Here is a 6,222-nt window from a genome sequence, read left to right on the forward strand (position 1 = left end):
CGGTCGCCGTGGCGACCGGAAAGCTTCACCGGACGCGACCCCGTCCGCCTCGTGCGGGCGGGGTCGTCGTCCCTCCTGGGATGTTTCACGTGAAACAGTGCGTTGAGCGGGTCGGTGGATCCGGGGATCGGAGAGGTCGAGATGGACACGGAGAACGCGGCTGCCGGCCGGCCGGGGGCGGACGTGGACCCGGCCGCTGAGGAGCGGGCCGCCGAGGTGACCGAGCCGGGCGAGGCTCCGGCCGCCGCCCGGGAGGTCTTCGGGGACCGCTTCGACGCCGCGGTCCGCTACACCGAGCTGCTGGCCACCGCGGGCGTGCAGCGCGGGCTGATCGGGCCCCGCGAGGTGCCCCGGCTCTGGGACCGGCACGTGCTGAACTGCGCGGTGCTGGCCGAGCTGCTGCCGTCCGGGATCACCCTGTGCGACGTCGGCTCCGGTGCCGGTCTGCCCGGCATCCCGGTGGCGCTGGTCCGTCCGGACGTCTCGGTGACGCTGCTGGAGCCGCTGCTGCGCCGGACCACCTTCCTGGAGGAGGTTGTCCGGGAGCTGGGGCTGGACAACGTCACGGTGTTGCGCGGCCGGGCCGAGGAGATGGTCGGCAAGCTCGCGGTGGACGTGGTGACCGCCCGGGCGGTGGCGCCGCTGGAGCGGCTGGCCGGCTGGGGGATGCCGCTGCTGCGCCCGCACGGGCAGATGCTGGCGCTCAAGGGCGACAGCGCGGAGCAGGAACTGGCCGACTCGCGGGCCGGGCTGGCCAAGCTGGGCGCGGTCGAGTGCAACGTCATCGCGGTCGGCGAGGGAACCCTGGAGACCTCGACCCGGGTGGTCCAGGTGAAGGCGGGGGAGAGCCCCGGCGGGGTGAAGGCGGCGACCCGGCGCGCCAAGGCGGCCCGGGCGGGCCGCAACGCGAGCGTCCGCAACGGCGAGCGCGGCCGGGGCGGGCGGCGTCCGCGCCGAGCCGGGTGACGCCGGACTGACCGGACACGTACCGCACACGGGCGGACGGGCCTCCTGGAAGGGAGGACCGTCCGCCCGTCGTCGTCCGGGTGACGGGCGGGCCGATCGCCCCGGCCTTCGGCCGGGTGGTGCCCCCGGGGACACCGGAGTGTCGCAACGTCAGATTTCCGGCATAGCGGGCATGGTGTTTCACGTGAAACGTCGATCCTTGCTCTCGGGCATCCTCCGCCGGGACCGGGCGGTGACTGTTGCCGCTCCGGTTTCACGTGAAACACTGACTCCCATGCAGGACTCGGAGACCGTCGACCAGATCGATGACACGCCCATCGCGCGGGCTGCCCAGGCTGCGGTTCAGGCGATCGGCCGAGCGGGCGAGGGACTGCCCCGGCCCGCCGCCACCCGGGTGATCGTGGTCGCCAACCAGAAGGGTGGGGTGGGCAAGACCACCACCACCGTGAACATGGCCGCCTCGCTCGCCATGCACGGCCTGCGCGTCCTGGTCGTCGACCTCGACCCGCAGGGCAACGCCTCCACCGCGCTCGGCATCGACCACCACGCGGAGGTGCCGTCCATCTACGACGTCCTGGTGGAGGGCAAGCCGCTGGCCGACGTGGTGCAGCCGGTGCACGACGTCGAGGGGCTGTTCTGCGTCCCGGCCACCATCGACCTGGCCGGCGCCGAGATCGAGCTGGTCTCCCTGGTGGCCAGGGAGAGCCGGCTCCAGCGCGCCATCGCCGCCTACGAGCAGCCGCTGGACTACATCCTGATCGACTGTCCGCCCTCGCTGGGCCTGCTGACGGTCAACGCCCTGGTCGCCGGCCAGGAGGTGATGATCCCGATCCAGTGCGAGTACTACGCGTTGGAGGGCCTCGGCCAGCTGCTGCGCAACGTCGAGCTGGTGCGCGCGCACCTCAACCCCGCACTGCACGTGTCGACCATCCTGCTCACCATGTACGACGCCAGGACCAGGCTGGCCGCCCAGGTCGCCGAGGAGGTCCGGACCCACTTCCAGCGCGAGGTGCTGAGCACGGCGATCCCGCGCTCGGTCCGCATCTCGGAGGCGCCCAGCTACGGGCAGACGGTGCTCACCTACGACCCGGGCTCGACCGGGGCGCTCTCCTACCTGGAGGCCGCCCGCGAACTCGCGCTGCGTGCGGTGGGACAGAGCGGTTCGACGGTGGGTCAACAGCGGGACGGCCAGCCGGGGCACGGCGCCCCGATGGCACAGTACGGCACGACGGAGGGTCATCAGTGAGTGGTCGCAGGGGTCTGGGGAAGGGGCTCGGGGCACTGCTCCCGTCGGCTCCGCCGGCGGTCGGCGGGGCGGCGGGACAGCCCGCGACGGCCGCGCCCGTACCCGCCTCGGTGGTGCTGGAACCTTCCGGCGCCGGAACGGTCTCGCCGACCGCGGTGCCGGTGCTGCCGTCCGGCCGGGGCACGGTGGCCGCCCGGGCCGCCGGCGTGAACCGACGGGAGCACGCCCCGTCCGAGCCGGCCGAGGTCGCCGGGGCGCGGTTCGCCGAGCTGCCGCTGGACGCGATCATCGCCAACCCGCGCCAGCCGCGCAAGGTGTTCGACGACGACAAGCTGGCCGAGCTGATCGCCTCCATCAAGGAGGTCGGGCTGCTCCAGCCGATCGTGGTGCGCCAGGCCGGGCCCGAGCGCTACGAGCTGATCATGGGGGAGCGCCGCTGGCGCGCCTCCCGGGAGGCCGGGCTGGAGCGGATTCCGGCGATCGTCCGGTCCACCGAGGACGACAAGCTGCTGCTGGACGCCCTCCTGGAGAACCTGCACCGGGCCGAGCTGAACCCGCTGGAGGAGGCGGCCGCCTACGACCAGCTGCTGCGGGACTTCTCCTGCACCCACGAGGAGCTGGCCGACCGGATCGCCCGCTCGCGGGCGCACGTCTCCAACACGCTGCGGCTGCTGAAGCTCTCGCCGGTGGTCCAGAAGCGGGTCGCCGCCGGGGTGCTGACCGCCGGGCACGCCCGTGCGCTGCTCGGGCTGCCGGACAGCGAGCGGCAGGAGGAGCTGGCCCGGCGGATCACCGCGGAGGGCCTCTCGGTGCGGACCACCGAGGAGGTCGTCCGGGTGATGGTCCAGGAGCCGGAGAAGCCCAAGCGCCAGGCGCCGAAGGCGGGCAAGCTGAACTCCCCGGCCTTCAACGACCTGGCGAGCCGGCTGTCCGACCGCTTCGACACCCGGGTCAAGGTCGAGGTGTCGCAGCGGGCCGGCAAGCTGGGCAAGGGCAAGGTGGTGCTGGAGTTCGGCTCGGTGGAGGACCTGAACCGGATCCTGGACAGCATGGCCCCGGGCGAGGACGGTCTGCGGCTGTCGCAGGGCTGAGCCGGACCGGCCGGCCGAGGGCAACGACCCGATGGGTGCGTGTTCCACGTGAGCGCTGTTTCACGTGAAACATGCACCCATCGGCGTTCGTGGGGGAATGCTCGACCGTGAGAGGGAGGAGGAGGTGCGGCCATGGGACGCCGGATCGCTCCGCTGACACTGGACAACCTCGGGGACCTGCCGACCGGCTGCCGCTCCTGCGTTTTCTGGGAGCTGGACCCGGTCAGCGCGAAGGAGGCGGTGGAATCGGGCAAGCCCGAGCTGGAGAAGGAGGTGTGGATCTCCACGGTGCTGCTGGAGTGGGGCTCCTGCGGCCGGATCGTCTACGTGGACGACCAACCCGCCGGTTTCGTGCTGTACGCGCCGCCCGCCTACGTCCCCCGCTCGCAGTCCTTCCCGACCAGCCCGGTCTCGCCTGACGCCGTTCAGCTGATGGTCAGCCGGGTGCTGCCGGGCTACCAGCGCCAGGGGCTCGGCCGGGTGCTGGTGCAGACCGTGGCCAAGGACCTGATCGGTCGCGGGGTGCGGGCGATCGAGGCGTTCGGCTCGGCCGGGCGGACGCCGACCAGCTGTGTGCTGCCGGCCGACCACCTGCTGGCGGTCGGCTTCAAGACCGTCCGTCCGCACAACCGCTACCCCCGGCTGCGGCTGGAGGCGCGCACCACGCTCTCCTGGCGGGGGGACATGGAGGGGGCGCTGGAGCGGCTGCTCGGCGGCGGGCGCAAGGAGCCGGCGCTGCGCCCGTTTTAACCGGGCCCGTTGCCGCCGTGCCCGTTCCGGCGGCGGCCGTGCGGGGCGCGTCCGTTCGGGGACTGCCCGGCAGAACGACGGCGGCGGGGCTCCCCACCGAGGGGAGCCCCGCCGCCGTGCGGTCGACGACCGGAAGGCCTAGATGAACTCGGCCAGCTCGCGCAGCAGCGCGGCCTTCGGACGGGCACCGGTGATGGACTTCACCGGCTCGCCGTCCTTGTAGACGATCAGGGTCGGGATCGAGATGACGTTGTACTGGGCGGCGGTCTGCTGGTTGGTGTCCACGTCGAGCTTGGCGATGGTGAGCTTGTCGCCGTGCTCGGCCGCGATGTCCTCCAGGACCGGGGCGACCTGGCGGCACGGGCCGCACCAGGTGGCCCAGAAGTCGACCAGGACGGGCTTGTCGCTCTTCAGGACGTCGTTCTCGAACGTCGCGTCGGTGACTGTGGTGGTGGCGCCGGCCACGGGAACTCCTCGGGATCGGACGGAGGGGGCTGCTGTCGGGAGAACAACGGGTGGGCCCGTTCTGTTTCTGCCCGGCCGGGGCGGGGGTGTTTCACGTGGAACACCCCCGCGGGGTGGAGCGGGAGGAGGTCAGACCGCGACGGCGGCGGCCTTGGCCTCCAGGTCGTCCAGCGAGGCCAGGTAGCGCTCGGCGTCCAGGGCGGAGGAGCAGCCGGTGCCGGCGGCGGTGATGGCCTGGCGGTAGGTGTGGTCCACGACGTCACCGGCGGCGAACACGCCGGGGATGTTGGTCCGGGTCGAGGGGGCCTCGACCTTCAGGTAGCCCTCGGCGTCGAGGTCCAGCTGGCCCTTGAAGAGCTCGGTGCGCGGGTCGTGGCCGATCGCGATGAACAGACCGGTGACGGCCAGCTCGCGGGTCTCGCCGGTGGTGGTGTCGCGCAGGGTGACGCCGCTCAGCTTCGGGTCGCCGTGGATGGCCTCGACCGCGCTGTCCCACTCGAAGCGAATCTTCTCGTCGGCGAAGGCACGCTCCTGCATCGCCTTGGAAGCGCGCAGGCTGTCCCGGCGGTGGATGATCGTGACGCTCTTGGCGAAGCGGGAGAGGAAGGTCGCCTCCTCCAGGGCGGTGTCGCCGCCGCCGACCACCGCGATGTCCTGGTCGCGGAAGAAGAAGCCGTCACAGGTGGCGCACCAGGAGACGCCGCGCCCGGAGAGCTTGTCCTCGTTCGGCAGGCCGAGCTTGCGGTGCTGGGAACCGGTGGTGACGATCACGGCGCGCGCCTTGTGCACGTTGCCCTCGGAGTCGGTGACGGTCTTGACGTCACCGGTGAGGTCGACCGCGACGATGTCGTCGGGGATCAGCTCGGCGCCGAAGCGCTCGGCCTGGGCCCGCATGTTGTCCATCAGCTCGGGGCCCATGATGCCGTCCCGGAAGCCCGGGAAGTTCTCGACCTCGGTGGTGTTCATGAGCGCGCCACCGGCGGTGACGGCCCCCTCGAAGACCAGCGGCTTGAGGGAGGCACGGGCCGTGTAGAGCGCGGCCGTGTAGCCGGCCGGGCCGGAACCGATGATGATCACGTTACGGACGTCGCTCACTGCTTCTCCTGGTTCGCATCGCGACCCGCGTTTGCTGCGGGGAGGGCGGTCCTGCTCCGCCGCCCGGGACAACGACTGACCAGTCTCTCGCATTCCCAGGCGGATCAGTACCAGGCGCCCGGAGTCCGGAAGCGGCGTGCCGCCGTCGGCGTGGATCGCATGGGAACCGTCGGTCAGTGGCTGGGAACGGCCTGGTGGAGGAGGACCGGGCCGCAGTCGGGGGAGCGCAGGTAGACGTCGACGAAGCCGGGCCGGCCGGGCAGCGGGTAGACCAGGACGTCGACCGGGGCGCCGTGGAAACCGCCCCGGTCGGTGGCCAGCGGGGTGCCGTCGGCGAGGGGCGGGCAGGCCTCCCCCGAGGGGGAGGGGAGGGGGCCGTCGGCGGGCGGGGCGCCCTCGGACTGGGCGGGCCCGGTGGCCCGCAGCCCCGGGGCGGTCTCCGAGCGGGCCAGCAACTGCTGGATCCGGGCGGCGAGTCCGTCCTCGCGGTAGTCGGTGCCGGCGCCCGCCGCGTGCGGGGTCCTGGCGCCGTGGTCGTCGGCGGTGGCGCTCGGGGCGCCCGCGCCGACCGTCACCGCGTCGGACCTTCCGTCGGGGTGCAGCAGCAGT

General features: G+C 72.6%; 6 protein-coding genes and 1 pseudogene. 4 read left to right on the forward strand and 3 right to left on the reverse strand.

Annotation, left to right across the window (positions count from 1 at the left end; genetic code table 11):
• Positions 1-141: 141 nt before the first annotated feature.
• The 4 genes from rsmG to BU198_RS17000 all read left to right on the forward strand — a co-directional run bounded on the left by rsmG (position 142) and on the right by BU198_RS17000 (position 4,053).
• Positions 142-966, forward strand: coding sequence for a 16S rRNA (guanine(527)-N(7))-methyltransferase RsmG (gene rsmG, locus BU198_RS16985; RefSeq protein WP_188297692.1), 825 nt, complete (start codon positions 142-144; stop codon positions 964-966).
• Positions 967-1,267: 301 nt separating this feature from the next.
• On the forward strand, positions 1,268-2,212 hold the full coding sequence (locus BU198_RS16990; RefSeq protein ID WP_188297700.1) for a ParA family protein: 945 nt from the start codon (positions 1,268-1,270) through the stop codon (positions 2,210-2,212).
• Positions 2,209-3,303, forward strand: coding sequence for a ParB/RepB/Spo0J family partition protein (locus BU198_RS16995; protein WP_188297693.1), 1,095 nt, complete (start codon positions 2,209-2,211; stop codon positions 3,301-3,303). The genes BU198_RS16990 and BU198_RS16995 overlap by 4 nt, the downstream gene beginning before the upstream one ends.
• A 132-nt stretch (positions 3,304-3,435) precedes the next feature.
• Complete coding sequence (locus BU198_RS17000; protein ID WP_188297694.1) at positions 3,436-4,053, forward strand: GNAT family N-acetyltransferase; 618 nt, start codon at positions 3,436-3,438, stop codon at positions 4,051-4,053.
• A 138-nt stretch (positions 4,054-4,191) separates the two neighbouring features.
• Here the strand turns inward: BU198_RS17000 and trxA are convergent, their stop codons facing one another.
• The 3 genes and pseudogenes from trxA to BU198_RS17015 form a co-directional block, all read right to left on the reverse strand.
• Complete coding sequence (gene trxA / locus BU198_RS17005; protein WP_188297695.1) at positions 4,192-4,518, reverse strand: thioredoxin; 327 nt, start codon at positions 4,516-4,518, stop codon at positions 4,192-4,194.
• Between the two features lie 129 nt (positions 4,519-4,647).
• Positions 4,648-5,613, reverse strand: coding sequence for a thioredoxin-disulfide reductase (gene trxB / locus BU198_RS17010; protein ID WP_188297696.1), 966 nt, complete (start codon positions 5,611-5,613; stop codon positions 4,648-4,650).
• A 173-nt stretch (positions 5,614-5,786) separates the two neighbouring features.
• A pseudogene (locus BU198_RS17015) lies at positions 5,787-6,222 on the reverse strand (hypothetical protein); the annotation flags it as partial.

The organism is Streptomyces sp. CBMA156, assembly GCF_014596515.1.
In the GTDB taxonomy this organism is placed as follows: domain Bacteria; phylum Actinomycetota; class Actinomycetes; order Streptomycetales; family Streptomycetaceae; genus Kitasatospora.

Bases quoted from the DNA above. Each gene is read 5' to 3' on its own strand.
- rsmG (WP_188297692.1), top strand. From the start codon at position 142: ATGGACACGGAGAACGCGGCTGCCGGCCGGCCGGGGGCGGACGTGGAC.
- BU198_RS17000 (WP_188297694.1), top strand. From the start codon at position 3,436: ATGGGACGCCGGATCGCTCCGCTGACACTGGACAACCTCGGGGACCTG.